The sequence below is a fragment of the Yaniella soli genome (assembly GCF_054782375.1).
In genome coordinates this window covers 50,913-66,608 of sequence record NZ_BAAGSP010000007.1, presented here as the reverse complement: position 1 = coordinate 66,608, position 15,696 = coordinate 50,913, and the positions used below count along the sequence as shown (strand labels likewise).

Sequence of the window (15,696 nt, the reverse complement as noted above, 5' to 3'; positions counted from 1 at the left end):
CTCCCGTGAATCGTTGTCCTGTGCACCATATATGCTCACTTCATTGTAGAGGTAGCTGGCTTGCATCGCGTGTTCATGCGAAACAACCATCGATATTTCAGAATATTCTCAGAATCATTTGCCACAATGAATGCAGTCCAGTTTTGAAAGAGATGTTTAATCGACCATGGAAGCAAGGATCTATTGATGAGTGGAAGTTCTTCAGGCTTCTCTTTTCATCCACGCTCCAAGTTCGACGCGTTTTTAGAAGGTGAACTGTCTGCATCTGCAGACAGCAAAGTGCGTGCACACTTGGCAGTGTGCTCACGTTGTGCGGAGGAAGTCGAACAGCGTTCTTCAGCCCTTTCCGTCACCCAGCAACTTGACCGGATCTCTCGCGAGCATCCAGTACCGGCCTCTTATGCAACGACTACTCCCGTGATGGAACCATCAGGCGTTGCAGGCTGGAAATTCCTTGTCGGGGCCAGTGTTGTTGGACTGGTAGTCGTGGGCATCGTGGTCAGTCTCTGGGTTTTAGGCGGCGACCAACGCACCCAAGAATCCGCCGGTACGTCCGCCCAGGAGCTCATCCCCGAAGATGTCGAAATCGTGGGGGCTGACCCGCAGGATTTGAGCCAGCCACCCCCCAGTGATGATTCCACGGAAATCCCCACCGATTTTGGCGCGGCCAGCGCACAATTGTCGTATAACAGTGCCCCGCTGGGTATCGATGGGACGCCCATCCATCTCAATTCGGTGAGCGAACTGCGACAGGCAGGCTGGACTATCCCACAATTTCATGCGCTCGGGATGGCCTTCGAATCGGCCGTAGTCGATGAACAACAGGGACAAGTGTATGTCATGTCGGTATTCAACGCGTCATCGGCAAATGCCGACGATCAAACAGTGGTGCGTGAATGCCGCGTCGAACATGATGACGGTTCAGTGACCGCCTGTAGCAGGCTGGATTTTACTGATTCGGCGGCCAACGAGGTGTCGCTGCCCGTTGCCGAAGATGTATGGCTCTACACTTACCCCGATGGTTCTTGGACCGCCTACATGGCGACAAACAAATCGCAATATCGCGTGGATTCGACCTCAGAAGCCGACTACGCCGACGGTATCATGTCCACTTTGTATGTCGAGGAGAAGTCCCGGCTGAGTTCTGGTAGCTCGAACATGCCCTGAAGGCATCAGCCAACGCTTTGAGCGTGGCGTCGATAAGCTGCTGGGCCGGTAAGCCTCCTCAAAAACCATTCATTCGAACACTTTCGGGTAAGCTGTAGCCAGTATGAACATCTTCGGTATTAATGGTGGCGAGCTCATTGTTCTCATCGTGCTTGCTCTGATGCTGTTGGGACCAGAAAAGATCCCACAATACCTTCGCACCCTGCGTGAATGGATCCATAAGGCACGTGTATTTGCCGAGGGCGCCAAGGAACAATTCAGGGAAGAAACCGGTACTGACTTTGATGATGTCGACTGGAAAAAATATGATCCTCGGCAATATGATCCACGACGAGTCATCCGGGAAGCACTCGCCGAACCCATTGATGAACTTGAAACGTCGTTCACCGACGCCAAAAATGCCGCTCAAGATGCAGCAGATACTGCCCTCTCGAAACCAGTAGACCGCCCGGCACTGACACAAGCGGAAATCGTCGCGGCCGCAGTCCCCATAGATCAACTCGAACAACAATCACAATTCCCAGACCCGGGACGACCACAACCCGAGTTGGAGCGTCCAATCGACCAGGTGGACATCACTCCTGACATAGTGCCCGATGATCAGGGAGCCTGCGAGGAAGCGCCGGACCAAGCAACTGTTGAACCGGTGGAGCTTCCCACACCGTTCGATGCAGAAGCTACTTAGGCGAAACCGGCAACTTCCGGCCGGCTAAACCACGACGAGCACTTGCGAGGGTAGCGACAATCTCACGCAGCACGCTGCCAGCAGCAGACGTCGGTGATGTAACGACTGATGGCGTGCCATGTTCACTGTCGGTGCGCAGCACGGGATCCAACGGGATGGAACCCAACAGCGGAACGTCTTGGTCTAAGACGTCCGTGAGGCGTTCGCTGACCGCTTGCCCGCCACCTGAACCAAAGACTTCGATGACCGTGCCGTCGGGCATTTGCATCGGTCCCATATTCTCAATGACCCCCGAAACAGGCTGGCTGGTTTGGGTCGAAAGTTGACCTGCACGAGCCGCTACTTGGGCAGCTGTATGTTCTGGTGTGGTGATGACTAACAGTTCGGCGTTGGGCAACAACTGCGCTGTAGAAATCGCGATGTCACCGGTACCCGGCGGCAAATCAATGAGCAGCACATCTACATCACCCCAGTACACATCTGTGACGAACTGCTCAAGAGCACGGTGCAGCATTGGACCCCGCCACGCGACAGGTTGGTCCGCATCTAAGAACATTCCGATCGACATGACTTTCACCCCGTAGGCGATAGGGGGCATGATCATATCTTCGACCTTGGTGGGCTTGGCTGTGATACCAAGTAGCCCGGGGATAGAGAAACCATGAATATCAGCATCAATGAGACCCACTGATAGCCCCCGATCAGCGAGGCCAACCGCGAGATTTGCGGTGATCGTGGATTTGCCGACACCACCCTTGCCGGATGCCACCGCATAAATTTTCGTCAAAGACTCTTTGCCAAAGGGGTTTTTCGGGCGCGAAGCGGTGAGGTTGTCCTGAAGCGCGACGCGCTGTTCGGCAGTCATCGATGTCAAATGCACTGCGATCTGACCCTCAGCGACTGGAGCCAAGGCGTTTTGTACATCGGTATGAATGGTGTCTTGCATCGGACACCCGGCGATGGTGAGGCGAATGGTCACGGTGACACCGTCGTCCCCATCAAATTCAACTGCCGAAACCATACCCAGTGTCGTGATGGGTTGGCGGATCTCGGGATCGATGACTTGAGCTAAAGCGCGCCAAGCGGAGTGTTGTTGAGGCGTTGCCGGTGCAACATCCGGGGCCAGTACACCGGAGGGGTATAGGTCGATGCTGTTCATGATGGGTCTACGATTCTCCTTGCTCACAGCTCAAAGTGGCCGGTGTGGTGGAAACTGTGTCTCTAAGGGTAGAAAATGGGACTATGAGTATGATTGGTCCTGGAGCGCAAATCGGTTCGCCACTGCCACAAGGGCAGTTGGTCGGCAACTATCGTTCGTATGAGTCCGCGATGTCAGCGGTCGATCGAGCAGTAGACGCTGGTGTCGATCCGCGGTTTCTATCTATCGTAGGACGTGATCTCCGTTCGGTCTATCGGTTGCGTCACCGGCCAAGTTACGCTGCCGTGGCAGGCCGCGGCGCGCTGCAGGGCGCATTCTTTGGTCTGTTCATCGGACTGCTCATCAGTATGATGTCGGGTGGCCAGGATATGTTCATGACCTTGGGTTCGACCGTTGCCATGGGTGCGGTCATCTGGGTGCTGTTCGGTGTGATCGGTGAGGTCATGCGCCGCAAACAGATGAAGTACGCGATGATCCCGTCAATGTCTGCGGTCAGCTTCGATCTGGTCGTTGATAATGCTGTAGCGGACCAGGTGACCTCGGTACTGGGTCCTCAACCACAGGGACAGCCCAGCCCAAACGTTTCCGCGCCAGTACCTCCAGCGACCTCATCTGAACAAGACGCTGAGAATGCTGAGCCTGAGTCCGCTCGGGGTATTCCGGATCTCCCAGACGGTCGTCCACAGTTTGGCGTCCGTGTCGATGAGGGATCCGAAGACACTGCCCCTGCTCGCGATGCGGACTCAGACAGCTCAACGTCGCGTTAGGCCTCCCAGAGTCTTGCCATCCAGGACTCAACGTCTGCCACCGTTCGCGGCAGATGAGCAGATAGTGACTCCGCGCCGTCTTTGGTGACGAGGATGTCATCTTCAATACGGACGCCGGTGCCACGGTAGGCTTCGGGGACCGCGAGATCCTCGTTCTTGAAATACAGGCCCGGCTCAATGGTGAAGACCATGCCCTCACGTAGCGGTGCATCCATATACATGTCACGGCGGGCCTGAGCACAATCGTGGACATCCAAGCCAAGATGATGCGACGTACCGTGTGGCATCCAGCGACGATGATGCTGACCTTGCGGTGACAGGGCTTCCTCCACCGAAACCGGCAAAATCTCCCAGTCAGCTAGATGTTGAGCCAAAACTTTCATGGCCGTGTGGTGAATGTCGCGGAATATGACGCCTGGTTTGGCAGCAGCCAGTGCAGCATCAGCGGCCTCCAGCACAGCGTTGTAGATCTTCGCCTGGGTTTGCGTGAATTTCCCGTTGACCGGAAGCGTTCGGGTGATGTCTGCGGTGTACAACGACTCAGCTTCCACACCGGCATCGACCAACAACAGTTCACCGTCGCTGACCGGCCCCGTATTGCGAATCCAATGTAGGACGGTCGCGTTGTTGCCAGCCGCGGCAATCGTATCGTAGCCCAGATCGTTGCCTTCCAACCGGGCGCGAGCAAAGAACGTCGTTTCGATGACGCGTTCACCACGGGTATGTGCCCTCGCGGTTGGGATAGCCCGAACAATGTCTTCGAAACCACGAATGGTGGACTCTACCGAGTCGCGCAGTTGTGTGATCTCGTAGTCATCTTTAATCAAACGCATTTCCGATAAGAATTCGGCCAGCTCGCCGTCGAGGGCATCGGAGCGTTCCAGATCGACACCGGTGTTTATACGCGAGGTGTCAACCAGCGCGTCCATGTTTTGATCGGTTTCGCGTACGAGACGAATACGCGTGCCACCGATTTCCACCACACCGGCATCGACGGTCACGGCGTATTCCAACTCCGCGAGATCTTTTGTGGGGATCCCGGTGCGCTGGTGAAGTTCTTTGAGCGTCGGCAGTGGGCCAACCCAAAATTCGCCGGTTTTGGTATTGGAATAGAACTCCTCAGAATCGCGCCCAGCCAGCGGACGGAAAAACAGGGTCGCTTCGTGATTGCTGCCATCGTCACCGGCGCCTTGATCGACAGGCTGCATGACCAGCACCGCTTCGGGCTCATGATCAACGCCCAGGCCGGTGAGATGCGCGAATGCAGAGTGCGGACGGAAGCGATAGTCAGTGTCGTTTGAACGAACCTTGGGTGCGCCAGCGGGGATGACCAAACGATCTGTTGGGTATTGGCGAGACAGTGTCACCCGTCGTTGCGCAGCGTATGCGGCTGACGTATCTGGCTGATGGTCCATGGCATCGGCCGCTTGCCAATGCGACCCCATAAACGCTTTGAAAGCATCGGAGGTTGGTCGGTGCGACCGGTTTTCTACGCGTTCTTCCAGTGGCTGCTCAGCGGCAGGATCCTGTGTGGCATCAGATGGTTGAGTCATACTCATATCTTCCCACGATTGCCACGGCAGTCTATGAGCACACCCAAAATTCGCGGCAAGCTTGGCCGAGTTATGCACGAGCTACACCGTGACCGGTGAGCTAACCTGCCGGAAATACCATCGGGCTAGTAGAATCCACATTTATGGCCTTCGACATGCATACTCATTCGGATTATTCGGATGGCACGACATCGCCAGCGGACGTTGTTGAGGCTGCAGCGCGTGCCGGACTTCCGGGTCTGGCCATCACAGACCATGACACGACGGCCGGCTGGGACCCAGCCGAACACGCGGCGTCACACCACGGCATTGCGCTGATCCGCGGTATGGAACTCTCGACGGTTTCGGATGAGGGTGTGGCCGTTCACGTGCTGTCGTATTTACATGACCCGACGAATGTGACGCTGCTAGCCGAGCTGGCGAAGTCGCGGAACGCACGGTTTAAGCGGGCCAAACGCATGACTGAGCTGCTCGCCAGAGATTTTCCTATTACCTGGGAGCTGGTCAAACAACAGACGACCGTTGAAGCCACCATCGGGCGCCCACATTTGGCCGATGCTTTGGTTCAGGTTGGTGCTGTGCCGAACCGGTCTGCGGCGTTTGACTCCATTTTGCGTGGCGGCTCGAAATACTATGTACCCCATTATGCACCCGATCCGGTCCAGGGGGTTGAACTGATCCGAGCTGCCGGTGGGGTACCGGTCTTCGCTCATCCGACCGCCAGCGTTCGCGGCCGGGTGGTCAAGGAACGGCTATTTTACGACATGTTGGATGCCGGGTTAGCGGGTCTGGAAGTGTATCACCGGGATAATAATGAGCGCGGCAAGCAGTGGCTTCTAGAGTTTGCTGCCGAACACAATTTGCTGGTCACGGGGTCTTCGGATTATCACGGTACTGGAAAACCCAATACATTAGGCGAAAACGTCACGTCCCGAGCCACGGTCGAGGCCATTGAGGCGCAAGCAACCTCGGGCTTCAAGGTGCTGTGGAATGGTCGCTAATCACTGATGAACTCGGCTTCGGGAAACCGACTGGTCATGATCTCAATGGCTTGCGGGTTCTGGTCCACCAACACATATTTTCGGCCCAGTTGCTCGGCTGCGGCCCCGAGGGTACCCGAGCCCGCAAAGAAATCGAGGACCCAATCGTCGGGGCGCGAAGACGCAGCAACCATACGGCGTACCAGACCAACGGGCTTTTGCGTTGGGTAACCGGTCTTTTCTTTCCCAGTTGGTGAGACGATGGTGTGCCACCAGACATCGGTGGGCAGCTTGCCCCGGGCACGTTTTTCGGCCGTTACTAATCCGGGAGCCATATACGGTTCCCGGTCGACTTCTTCAGTATCAAACCAGTAGTTTTTGGGGTCCTTGACGTAGACCAGAATGGTGTCGTGTTTAGCAGGCCATTTCCGTTTCGAACGGCCACCGTAGTCGTATGCCCAGATGATCTCATTGAGAAAATGGTCCCGACCGAAAATCATGTCCAGCATGACTTTGGCGTAGTGGACTTCGCGGTAGTCCAGATGTAAATATAGGGTGCCATCGTCGGCGAGTATGCGCCAGGCGTGCTCGAGCCGGGGCTCGAGGAAATCCCAGTAGTTAGTGAACGCATCATCATATGAAGCGAGGGCGCCACGTAGGGTTTCGTAGGAATGCCCGCCGAAACCCACTCGGTCCCCTTCACCATCGGCCACGCGCACCGCGGTCATAGCAGAGCGCGCTTGTGTTCTGCCGGTGTTGAAGGGTGGATCAACATAAATCATGGTGACAGAAGCATCCGGTACCGATTCCAAAAGTTGCAGATTATCGGTCCGGATGATCTTATTGGCACCCGAAAAGATCGAGGTCATAGGTTAGTTTTTCGACTCGCCCTGGTTATCACGCTGGACTACCTGGCCATTACGGCGGCGGGTACGACTGCGCTGACGACGTTGACTATGACCAGATGACTGTTTATCATCGCTGGTGGACTTGTCGGAGTTCTTTGAACGGGTCCGTTGGCATTGACGGTTTTGACCACCACGTCCACCACGGCCGCCTCGGCCGCCTCGGGAACGGCCGCCACGTGGGCCGCCCCGACGTTGGCTATCTGGGCCACCGAGTTCCTCTTGCTTCTCGGCATCGAGGCCTTCACGGGTGCGGTTCGTCTTGGGCAGTCTGCCCTTGGTACCTTCTGGAATATCAAGATCTTCATACAGGTGTGGCGAAGCCGAGTAGGTTTCGACCGGAACGACCTGTTCAATTTCTAACGCTTGGGCAATGAGCTTCCAACGTGCGACATCCTCCCAATCGACCAGTGTCACGGCGATGCCCTTGAGCCCGGCACGACCCGTGCGTCCCACACGGTGCAGGTAGGTTTTTTCATCCTCTGGTGCCTGGAAGTTGAAGACGTGTGTCACTGCTTCAACATCGATACCGCGTGCCGCAACGTCCGTCGCGACCAGGACATCGATTTTACCGTTGCGAAACGCGCGGAGCGCTTGCTCCCGTGCGCCCTGGCCAAGATCGCCGTGCAGTGCGCCAGCGGCAAAGCCACGACGTTCGAGCTCTTCGGCCACGCGCGCGGCGGTCCGTTTGGTACGAGTAAAGATAATCGTGAGTCCGCGGTCGCGCGCTTGCAGGGCACGGGCTAACAGTTCATCTTTATCCATGTGGTGCGCGCGGTAGACCAACTGGCGTATATCGCCTTTGACGAGGGACTCATCTGCTGGATCCGCGGCGCTGATGTGTGTTGGCTGGACCATATAGCGTCGCGCCATGGTGATGACGGCCCCGGGCATGGTTGCCGAGAACAACATCGTCTGGCGTTTTTCAGGCAGGGCCTGCAACAGCGTCTCAACGTCGGGGAGGAACCCGAGGTCAAGCATCTCATCGGCTTCATCAAGCACAACGGTTTCTACCTGTTTGAGACTCAGATGACGTTGCTTCATCAGGTCGATGAGACGGCCTGGCGTACCAACCACAACATCGACGCCTCGTTTGAGGTCGTCGATCTGTGGTTCGTATGCTCGTCCACCGTAAATTGAACCAATGCGAAGCGATAGTTTGCCGGCCGCGACTTCCAGGTCCTTGGAGACTTGGACCGCTAGTTCACGGGTTGGTGCGACGATGAGGGCTTGTGGCGCGCCGGGTTGTGTCAACTCGTCATAGCCCTTGTCGTCCGGTCCTATAACGTGTTGCAGTACGGGAAGACCAAAACCGAGCGTTTTACCGGTGCCGGTTTTCGCTTGGCCGATGATGTCGTGGCCATCGAGTGCGATGGGTAGCGTCATGGACTGAATGGGAAACGGTTCGTGGATTCCTTGATCGGCGAGAGCCTCAACAATGTTGGAGCTCAAGCCGAAGTCTGCAAACGTTTCTTCAGCTGGTGTTGTCACTATCGAATAATTCCTTAAAATCGGTTTTCAGCACAGTGTGGTGCTAGGGGAGCCGATCGTGGATTAATCAGAAAAGTAACAGATACGCATTCACGTACGACCGGTCATCCGGGGTGCAAGGAGATCCAAAACATATGGACCAGTTCGCCAGTCTACCTGGTGGAAGGGATGAGTGCTTGGTTAGCCAGCAACGAAGCCTACACGGCGTGCGCTCGCGTCGCCAATCTCCACATAACCAAGGACGCCGGCTGGCACAAGAACGGTGCCACCTTTGTTATCGGTCAGTTCCAGGTTGGCGTTGTCATTAACCGCTGCACGGACCTTTTCAACGACGTCATCTTTGGACATATCGGTCTCAAATGAGATTTCGCGGCTGACGTTCTGAATGCCAATACGGATTTCCACGGTTCTAGTCCTCCTATAAAAAGAATGGGTGCTTTTGTACCGGTAATCAGCTTAGAACAGTTTGGCAGTTGGGTGGGTCACGCAAGCCGTCACTAAGCTGTTGGATTATTGGAAAGATCGAATCCGATCGCCCCGTGAGCGACGAAACGATGCGTGTGGGCGACTGCCGTATCCAACGGAATCGGCTGGTCTGTGGCATGAGTACCGGCGTGTTGTTCGGCCCAGCGGCAGGCCAGTTGAATAGCGGCAAAGGCTATTCCGCTGGTGATAAAGCGTGCACTGGCCGGGTCGAGGATGGAATGATCGAGCAGATATGGTGAGATGAAGTCGACAAGTTCGTTGAGAAAACGTTCTTTCCGAACTTCGAGTTCTGCTGGATTTTCCATCGACGAATCTAAGATGAGCCGGTAGAGGCCACGCGGTTCGGACGTGAATTCAAATAACCCATACACAGCCTGATAGGCGGTTTCTTCATCGGCTGTATCAGATTGCGGGTCGACCGATGCCATGCGCGTGGAAATGCGGTCACGCAACGTATTTAACTGGTCGTCGATCAACGTGAAGTATAAGTCACGCTTATTTTCAAAGTGCTGATACAACACCGGCTTCGAAACGAAGGCTTGACGGGCAATTTCATCCATCGTGGTTTGTGCAAAACCGTGAGCTGCGAAGACATCCTTGGCGACGTCGATGAGCTGGGCGCGACGTTGTTCGCGCGGTAACCGAGTTGATGACGTCTCAAGTTTCGACATGCAGCACTCCGTTCTGAGCAGTTTGGTCACACCATACTACGCTGGGCTTCAAGCGCTGCGGCGTGTGGCCGTGGTGCTGTTGAGCTGCTGTTGTCCGGTCGCTTCAGTCAAGTCGAAACCAAAGACTGTTTCCAGTGCTGCCTCGTACTCGTCGAGCGTGCCATTGGCTGCAGCTTGGCGGGCTCGAACGGTAGGCTCGTGCAGCATCTGCCGTACCATGCGACGCATGGCAAACCGCACTTCTTCTGCAGCAGCGGTGCAACCGTGACGATCTTGTACGCGCGCCATCTCTTCTTCAAGCACTGCCATCGTGTGGCTTCGCAACGTGACGATCGCGTCGGAGGCGCTGCGTTCTCGTGTCACGGTGAGATAATCGTCAACGGCTGTATCAACCAATTGTTGTGCCTGGGTGATGGAGGCTTGTTGTTCGGTCGGGGCCGCCATCTTCACGGACTCTAACGTGATGAGATCCACGGCGGGCAGATCGCCAATTGCTGGATCGAAGTCGTGCGTCAACGCCAAGTCTAAGACTGTCAGGCGACGGGATGTCCCTTCGCGCAGTTGCTGTAACTGCTGCGCGGTCACGCTGCGTTCCCCGCCGGAGACACCAATGAGGACATCGGCTTCTGCAAAAGCGCCTTCCACCTCTGCACCGCCTAGGGCCATGGCCCAATTACCGCGATCTGCTACGAACTGTTGGGCACGACCGGATGAGGAATGTACGGCCACGTTTTTGGCACCGAGAGCCTGCAACTGTGCCAGGGTGGTTCCCGCGTATGCCCCGGTACCAACCAATAAAATATTTGCATCTTCCCAGAATCGTTGAGCGCCAACGATCGAGGTACCAGCGCGTAACTCAGTGGCGAGTTCTAATGCAACGGAGACAATCGAGCGACCGGTTGACCCGAGAGCCGTTTGTGCGCCGATGTCTTTGGCTGTCCGCGTGGCCGTTTCGAAAAGTTTGGTTAGTGAGCCTGTGGTGTGTCCCGCGTCGCGAGCATCAGCGAGCGCCCGACGGACTTGCCCGGCAATTTCACGTTCGCCCACGACTGCGGATTTTAAACCCGAGCCGACTTCGAAAAGGTGTCGTACCGCAGCGTCATGGCGGTAGAGCCGAAATGCGGAGGCGACCTCATCATAGGAGACCTCGGCACGCTCGGCAATAGAACGCAGAATGTCTTCAGCTGCCCGTTCAATATCGTCGGTCCTAGCCTCGGCATAGAGCTCGAGACGGTTACACGTCGATAGGATTACGACACCAGAGACCGTGTCGTTTGAGAGCGTTTCAGAGACCTCTGAGGCGCCGCTTGCAAGTTGCGCCACCGTTTCGAGGTCTAACCAGGTGTGCGCTGCGACTAATGAAAACATCACCACAATGGCTCCCATCGTACGAAATTTGTTAGTCGGGTCAAAATGCATCCTGGGGGTTTCGCTCACGGGGGTGCCGTGCTCGCATTCAGGAAACGTGCAGGAATTCTCGAGCGGATGCTGGAATAATGGGCTGGCATGAACCAAGCGTTTTCTCATACTGCGGCGCTGCCGACGACTCATCCACTCATGCTCCAGGACGCGGAAAAGTCTACTGCCGCCTCCGCTGTCATCAAAGGGTATCGAGGGCAGGTGGGGGATCGTCGACCAGTGTGGTTTATGCGTCAGGCGGGTCGTTCGCTGCCGGAATATCGAAAATTGCGCGAAGGAACGACCATGCTGGAGTCGTGCTTGATTCCAGAAATGGCTTCAGAAATCACACTGCAGCCCGTGCGTCGACATGATGTCGATGCCGCAATCTTTTTCTCAGATATCGTCATTCCGCTGAAATTGGCCGGTATCGGAGTAGAAATCAAGCCGGGTGTCGGACCGGTCTTAGATACTCCTATTCGAAGTGCCGCTGACATCGCCAAACTTCCCGAACTCACTGACGATATGTTCGAGCCCATCTCCGATGCGGTGAAGCTCACAGTCGCTGAACTTGGTTCGCGCCCGTTGATTGGCTTTGCCGGTGCACCATATACGGTTGCCGCGTACATGGTCGAGGGTCGTCCATCGCGTGACCATCTCGGCCCACGCACGATGATGCATCAGGACCCCGAGTCCTGGGACCGACTCATGACCTGGACTGCAGAGGCCTCCGGGCGGTTCTTGCGGGCACAAATCCTGGCGGGGGCCTCGGCCGGACAGCTATTCGACTCGTGGGCGGGTTCGCTGTCGCGGACCAACTATCAGCACAAGGTGATGCCGTATTCTCAACAGGCGCTCGAACACGTGGCTGACTTGACCGGCGAACAGGGCATCCCGCTGGTGCATTTTGGCACCGGCACGGGGGAAATTCTGGATTTGATGCGTGACGCCGGTGCGTCCGTGGTGGGTGTGGACTATCGCATGCGACTGGATGAAGTGAACCGCCGACTGGGCAACACACCCGGGCCAGATGGCCGAACCAATGTGGTGCTGCAAGGCAACATTGACCCAGCACTGTTGGATGCCGATTGGGACGTCTTGGAAGCCCACGTTCGTGACGTCATTGCCCAAGGCGCAGACGCACCCGGCCACATGCTGAATTTGGGGCACGGCGTGCCGCCGACCACGGATCCAACCGTATTGACCAGACTCGTGGAGCTCATCCACTCCATCGACTATTAAATGTCACACGTCGTCGTTGTTGGTGCCGGGATAGGCGGGTTGACCGCGGCCTATTTCGCGATCAAAGCTGGCCACTCGGTGACCGTATTGGAAGCATCCTCCAGAGTCGGTGGTGCTGTGCAATTCCAGGTCGTCGAGACGTCTGAAGGTCCGCTGGGTGCCGACGTAGGGGCCGAGGCCTATGCGTCGCGCTCGAGACTGGTCGAGGAACTCATGAAAGACCTCGGCCTCGCCAACCGGCTCGTGTCTCCGAATCCCGCCGGTTCTTGGCTGTATCTGCCAGAAATCGGTGCGGTACCGGCACCGAAACTGGGCATGTGGGGGATACCGGGTGACCCGCACGCTGCAGAAGTCGTGGCCGCACTGGGGCCGGAGGCTGCCGCACGCGCGGCACAAGAACTCGACTTGCCCATGGATACGTGGGCGAAACGTCGTGCCGCTGGTGAATCCATCACCGTTGGAGAGCTAGTGGCAGATCGGTTCGGCCCTACCGTGCTTGAACGGCTTGTGGCTCCGGTGGTTTCTGGGGTCCATTCTGCTGACCCGTATGGCATCGATATTGATACGATCGCCCCGGGGTTAATTGAGAAATCCATCGAGTACGGCTCGGTCGCCAAGGCCATTGCCGCTCTGCGCGCTGCAGCACCACCGGGTGCCGCGGTCAAATCGCTGCGCGGTGGCATGCAGAAACTTGTGGACGCGTTAACAGCCTATGTACAAACCCACGGTCAACTGCGATTGCGCTCCAACGTCGTGGCACTCGACGCACGGGCACGCACGGTGCACGTGGAATACGGCGATCTCGTCCAGGCAGACCACATCGTTCTCGCCCTCGATGCCCCGACCGCACACGACGTGGTGTCCACCATCACGCCATTCGAACGCCCAGCGCTGCTGGAACGTCCCGACTATGGCGCTGGTGTTGGACTGGTGATGCTCGCACTCGATAGCCCCGCCTTAGACGCGCACCCGCGAGGTACCGGCATGCTGGTCTCGCCGTCCGTTACCGACGTCGTTGCCAAAGCTGCTACGCACGTCACCGCCAAATGGGGCTGGGCACGAGACGTCGTCACGAGATTGTCTCAGCATCGACACATCGTGCGACTCAGCTACGGAAGGATTACCGATCCCTCTGACGGGTCAGCGCCCGGATATGCCACACCTGAAGATGCGCTCAGCGATATAGCCTTCACCGATCTCGCGACGCTCTTTGACCTGCCCGAACAATACGTGCTGGACAACATTGTCGGTGCCGACGTTGCTCGCTGGCGCGACGCCATGCCATTGACCACACCGCAGAACGTGCAACGTATCGACGCGGTGCGTCAGGCCGTTGAACATTTTGATTGGTTGCACGTGACCGGAGCGTGGTTTGCGGGCACCGGTATTGCGGCCATCACCCAACACTCTTCAGCATTAAGTATTAATCGACTACAGTAATTTCTACAGCCTGTAGAAAACACAAGGAGCATCAGTGACTGAATCAACCAACGTGGTCCAAGGCGAAGAATCAGCGACGAGCTGGTTCACCACCTACACCGTTTTTGCCCGCAAAGAAGATGCACCGGAAAAGTCGGCAGACGACACTGCCCGCGATAGTGAGGAGTTCGGCGCACTTGTCGAGCAACTGCAGCAACAGGGCGTGACTGTGCGTGGTCTCTACGACGTCTCAGGAATGCGCGTCGAAGCCGACATCATGGTGTGGATGTGGTCTAAATCCCCAGAGGCGCTGCAGGATGCTATCCGCCAGGTACGTCGTTCGGGCCTGCTATCCGCTACGACGATGGCGTTTTCCGCCATGGGGGCCGATCGTATGGCCGAGTTCAACCCCGAGCACGTCCCCGCATTCACCGAGGGGCGAAAACCGCGCAAATGGTTGTGCTTCTACCCATTCGTGCGCTCTTACGACTGGTATACGCTCGATCCCAAGGAGCGCGCACGGCTGTTGCGCGGCCATGGTCAACTCGGCCAGGAATTCCCAGACGTATGGGCCAACACGGTCTCGGCCTTCGGTCTCAACGATTGGGAATGGCTGCTGGGGTTGGAATCGCCACGCCTGGATCTGCTGGTGGACATGATGCGTTCGCTGCGCAATAACGAGACCCGCCATTACGTTCGCGAAGAAGTGCCGTTCTACACCGGCCGGTACGTGGAAATTGACGAAGTTGCAGAGGTGTTGGCCTAATGGCCTACCGCATTGGAACTCGTGGCTCCGCATTAGCGACCACACAAACGCAGTGGGTGGTCGACGCGATGTCAACCGATCACACCGCGTTTGAACAAGTCATCATCACCACCCAAGGTGACGTGACCACCGGTTCGCTCGCGAATCTGGGGGGCACCGGCGTGTTCGCCACCGCCCTGCGCCAAGCCGTCATTGATGGCCAGGTGGACATGGCCGTGCACTCGCTCAAAGACTTACCCGCCAAGCAACCACCCGAACTGCGGATCGCTGCGATCCCAGAACGCGCCGATGTGCGCGATGCCCTGTGCGCTTCCAACGGTATGACGTTGGATACGCTGCCACCTGGCGCACGTATCGGCACCGGCTCGCCCCGACGCGTGGGCCAACTGTTGGCGCTACGTCCAGATCTTGAGCTGGTCGACATTCGCGGCAACGTGCACACCCGCCTGGCGCGTGTGGCCGGATACGAACACCACCACGACAACGCCCCGTCGGCCAAAGGCTCACCCAAAGGTGACCTCGACGCCGTCGTCTTAGCGTGTGCGGGGCTGGACCGGTTGAAGCTGCAATGGGCTATCACCGAGCGTATTGACCCGGTGCAAATGCTGCCCGCGCCGGGCCAAGGCTCTCTGGCAGTGGAGGTCTCCGCGCTGAAAGCCTTGGATGCGCCTCTGGCCACTGCCCTGGCGGATCATGAAGATCTTGGCGCACGCTTAGAAGCCAGCGCCGAGCGCGGCCTGCTAGAAACCCTGGAGGCAGGTTGTGCAGCACCGCTTGGAGGCCTTGCCAGGTATCACAATGGTCACTTGACGCTCGACGCGATTGTCACCGCCATGGATGGTTCCAGCACGATTCGTCGTGCCTCGAGTACCACCATCGATGTTGAAGCGATCACTGAGGCCACTTTGGAAGCTGCCTCGGCACTTGGTGTCGAAGTGGCCAATATGCTGATCGCTGATGGCGCCGACCTGCTACCTGCTGGACCTGCACGCGGCGCTCGATGAGAA

15 protein-coding genes are annotated in these 15,696 nt (G+C 57.1%); 8 read left to right on the top strand and 7 right to left on the bottom strand.

Features of this window, described 5'->3' with window-relative positions:
- The first annotated feature begins 186 nt into the window (after positions 1–186).
- Both ACYVJT_RS05445 and ACYVJT_RS05440 read left to right on the top strand, forming a co-directional pair.
- Positions 187–1,167 carry an anti-sigma factor family protein gene (locus tag ACYVJT_RS05445; protein WP_343955784.1) on the top strand — a complete coding sequence of 327 codons (981 nt, stop codon included), beginning with the start codon at positions 187–189 and terminating at the stop codon, positions 1,165–1,167.
- A gap of 103 nt (positions 1,168–1,270) precedes the next feature.
- The gene (locus ACYVJT_RS05440; protein ID WP_343955785.1) at positions 1,271–1,852 is read left to right on the top strand and encodes a twin-arginine translocase TatA/TatE family subunit; all 582 of its coding nucleotides are present in this window, start codon (positions 1,271–1,273) and stop codon (positions 1,850–1,852) included.
- Here the strand turns inward: ACYVJT_RS05440 and ACYVJT_RS05435 are convergent.
- Positions 1,845–3,011: an Mrp/NBP35 family ATP-binding protein gene (locus ACYVJT_RS05435; protein WP_343955786.1), complete on the bottom strand. Its 1,167-nt coding sequence runs from the start codon at positions 3,009–3,011 to the stop codon at positions 1,845–1,847. The two genes, ACYVJT_RS05440 and ACYVJT_RS05435, sit on opposite strands and share 8 nt — an antisense overlap.
- 83 nt (positions 3,012–3,094) lie before the next feature.
- Here ACYVJT_RS05435 and ACYVJT_RS05430 point away from each other — a divergent pair, with 83 nt between their 5' ends.
- Positions 3,095–3,778 (top strand): YflT domain-containing protein, encoded by a 684-nt coding sequence (locus ACYVJT_RS05430; RefSeq protein WP_343955787.1) that lies wholly within the window; start codon positions 3,095–3,097, stop codon positions 3,776–3,778.
- Here the strand turns inward: ACYVJT_RS05430 and ACYVJT_RS05425 are convergent.
- On the bottom strand, positions 3,775–5,331 hold the full coding sequence (locus ACYVJT_RS05425) for an aminopeptidase P family protein (RefSeq protein WP_343955788.1): 1,557 nt from the start codon (positions 5,329–5,331) through the stop codon (positions 3,775–3,777). The genes ACYVJT_RS05430 and ACYVJT_RS05425 overlap by 4 nt on opposite strands.
- Before the next feature lie 143 nt (positions 5,332–5,474).
- Here ACYVJT_RS05425 and ACYVJT_RS05420 point away from each other — a divergent pair, with 143 nt between their 5' ends.
- The gene (locus ACYVJT_RS05420; RefSeq protein ID WP_343955789.1) at positions 5,475–6,332 is read left to right on the top strand and encodes a PHP domain-containing protein; all 858 of its coding nucleotides are present in this window, start codon (positions 5,475–5,477) and stop codon (positions 6,330–6,332) included.
- On the opposite strand, the gene ACYVJT_RS05415 is transcribed toward ACYVJT_RS05420, so the two are convergent.
- From ACYVJT_RS05415 to ACYVJT_RS05395, 5 genes are all read right to left on the bottom strand, one after another.
- The gene (locus tag ACYVJT_RS05415; RefSeq protein WP_343955790.1) at positions 6,329–7,180 is read right to left on the bottom strand and encodes a DNA-methyltransferase; all 852 of its coding nucleotides are present in this window, start codon (positions 7,178–7,180) and stop codon (positions 6,329–6,331) included. The two genes, ACYVJT_RS05420 and ACYVJT_RS05415, sit on opposite strands and share 4 nt — an antisense overlap.
- A 3-nt stretch (positions 7,181–7,183) precedes the next feature.
- A complete protein-coding gene (locus tag ACYVJT_RS05410; RefSeq protein ID WP_343955791.1) occupies positions 7,184–8,707 on the bottom strand; it encodes a DEAD/DEAH box helicase in 1,524 nt (507 codons plus the stop codon).
- Between the two features lie 180 nt (positions 8,708–8,887).
- Positions 8,888–9,112, bottom strand: coding sequence for a DUF3107 domain-containing protein (locus tag ACYVJT_RS05405; protein ID WP_343955792.1), 225 nt, complete (start codon positions 9,110–9,112; stop codon positions 8,888–8,890).
- Positions 9,113–9,204: 92 nt separating this feature from the next.
- Complete coding sequence (locus ACYVJT_RS05400; RefSeq protein WP_343955793.1) at positions 9,205–9,864, bottom strand: TetR/AcrR family transcriptional regulator; 660 nt, start codon at positions 9,862–9,864, stop codon at positions 9,205–9,207.
- 48 nt (positions 9,865–9,912) lie between these two features.
- A complete protein-coding gene (locus tag ACYVJT_RS05395) occupies positions 9,913–11,238 on the bottom strand; it encodes a glutamyl-tRNA reductase (RefSeq protein WP_425579839.1) in 1,326 nt (441 codons plus the stop codon).
- 132 nt (positions 11,239–11,370) lie between these two features.
- Here ACYVJT_RS05395 and hemE point away from each other — a divergent pair, with 132 nt between their 5' ends.
- From hemE to hemC, 4 genes are read left to right on the top strand one after another with little or no spacing between them, the layout of a single operon-like run.
- Positions 11,371–12,504, top strand: a complete 1,134-nt coding sequence (gene hemE / locus ACYVJT_RS05390) for a uroporphyrinogen decarboxylase (RefSeq protein ID WP_343955794.1) — start codon at positions 11,371–11,373, stop codon at positions 12,502–12,504.
- Positions 12,505–13,944 carry a protoporphyrinogen oxidase gene (gene hemG / locus ACYVJT_RS05385; RefSeq protein ID WP_343955795.1) on the top strand — a complete coding sequence of 480 codons (1,440 nt, stop codon included), beginning with the start codon at positions 12,505–12,507 and terminating at the stop codon, positions 13,942–13,944. It abuts the gene before it with no gap.
- A gap of 34 nt (positions 13,945–13,978) precedes the next feature.
- Positions 13,979–14,689: a hydrogen peroxide-dependent heme synthase gene (hemQ, locus tag ACYVJT_RS05380; RefSeq protein WP_343955796.1), complete on the top strand. Its 711-nt coding sequence runs from the start codon at positions 13,979–13,981 to the stop codon at positions 14,687–14,689.
- Positions 14,689–15,693 carry a hydroxymethylbilane synthase gene (hemC, locus tag ACYVJT_RS05375; RefSeq protein ID WP_343955797.1) on the top strand — a complete coding sequence of 335 codons (1,005 nt, stop codon included), beginning with the start codon at positions 14,689–14,691 and terminating at the stop codon, positions 15,691–15,693. Before hemQ ends, hemC begins: the two co-directional genes overlap by 1 nt.
- Positions 15,694–15,696: the final 3 nt, after the last annotated feature.

Excerpts from the sequence above, each read along its gene's own strand:
- hemC (WP_343955797.1), top strand. The coding sequence starts at position 14,689 with ATGGCCTACCGCATTGGAACTCGTGGCTCCGCATTAGCGACCACACAA.
- hemG (WP_343955795.1), top strand. The coding sequence starts at position 12,505 with ATGTCACACGTCGTCGTTGTTGGTGCCGGGATAGGCGGGTTGACCGCG.
- ACYVJT_RS05415 (WP_343955790.1), bottom strand. The coding sequence starts at position 7,180 with ATGACCTCGATCTTTTCGGGTGCCAATAAGATCATCCGGACCGATAAT.
- ACYVJT_RS05440 (WP_343955785.1), top strand. The coding sequence starts at position 1,271 with ATGAACATCTTCGGTATTAATGGTGGCGAGCTCATTGTTCTCATCGTG.
- ACYVJT_RS05445 (WP_343955784.1), top strand. The coding sequence starts at position 187 with ATGAGTGGAAGTTCTTCAGGCTTCTCTTTTCATCCACGCTCCAAGTTC.
- ACYVJT_RS05430 (WP_343955787.1), top strand. The coding sequence starts at position 3,095 with ATGAGTATGATTGGTCCTGGAGCGCAAATCGGTTCGCCACTGCCACAA.
- hemE (WP_343955794.1), top strand. The coding sequence starts at position 11,371 with ATGAACCAAGCGTTTTCTCATACTGCGGCGCTGCCGACGACTCATCCA.
- ACYVJT_RS05400 (WP_343955793.1), bottom strand. The coding sequence starts at position 9,864 with ATGTCGAAACTTGAGACGTCATCAACTCGGTTACCGCGCGAACAACGT.
- ACYVJT_RS05435 (WP_343955786.1), bottom strand. The coding sequence starts at position 3,011 with ATGAACAGCATCGACCTATACCCCTCCGGTGTACTGGCCCCGGATGTT.
- ACYVJT_RS05420 (WP_343955789.1), top strand. The coding sequence starts at position 5,475 with ATGGCCTTCGACATGCATACTCATTCGGATTATTCGGATGGCACGACA.
- ACYVJT_RS05425 (WP_343955788.1), bottom strand. The coding sequence starts at position 5,331 with ATGACTCAACCATCTGATGCCACACAGGATCCTGCCGCTGAGCAGCCA.